Source organism: Haloferax prahovense DSM 18310 (genome assembly GCF_000336815.1).
GTDB lineage: Archaea > Halobacteriota > Halobacteria > Halobacteriales > Haloferacaceae > Haloferax > Haloferax prahovense.
On the sequence record NZ_AOLG01000015.1, the window covers coordinates 1 to 740 of the forward strand.

Below are 740 nucleotides of genomic sequence, written 5' to 3' on the forward strand. Positions count from 1 at the left end.
GTCTCGGAGGTAGTCTGTTAGTTCGAGCTTCAGGTCGTTTGGTATCCCGCTCGGAGCACTACTGTACCCTCCAAGGAGATATTTCGGCAGCTTGTGTGCATCCTCGGGAAGCGACCGCTCACCAGCCTCATGCTCCTCAAACGCTACTTCGAGTGCGTCACAGAGGTCAACGAGTCGGTCGAGAAAGTCTTTGATGCTCGCCTCTAATCCTTCATCGCGGAGGGTATCCCGTTCTGCGACGAGGTCGGCTCGTGTATCGGGGATGCCGTCGAGAACGGTCGAAACTGAACGACCACCAAGATGGTCACTTGCAATCTCCTCAATACGGTCTGGCACAGCATCGAGCTCATAGACTTGTTCCGGTGACCCGAGATACTCCTCGATCTCTGCGGGCGAAATCCCACATCGCTTCATCGACCCGATAAAGGAGAGGAGTTTCGATGCGACGCCGCTCACGTATGAATCTGGGCCGTAGACGTTGGGTTTGACAGCACGGTAGTCGATTTCGTCGAGGACATCGAGCACGATGACGTACTTTTCAGCATCCGTTGCGATCTCGAAGTCTGGATCTAATCCCGCATCATAGGCATAGTCCGTTAGTATCTCGTTGCAGATAGAGTGGTACGTATACGCGTCGACGTCATACCCTGCGGGTCCGAGTTTTGCGTTGAGTTTCTCACGCATCGAATCAGCGGCGTTGTTGGTGAAGGTCAACGCGAGAATCCGATCCGGAGAAACTC

The 740-nt window shown here is 54.2% G+C and carries 1 protein-coding gene; it reads right to left on the reverse strand.

Annotated features, from left to right (window positions below):
* The coding region (locus C457_RS08730; protein WP_008093758.1) for a UvrD-helicase domain-containing protein at positions 1–740 on the reverse strand (740 nt) is incomplete at both ends.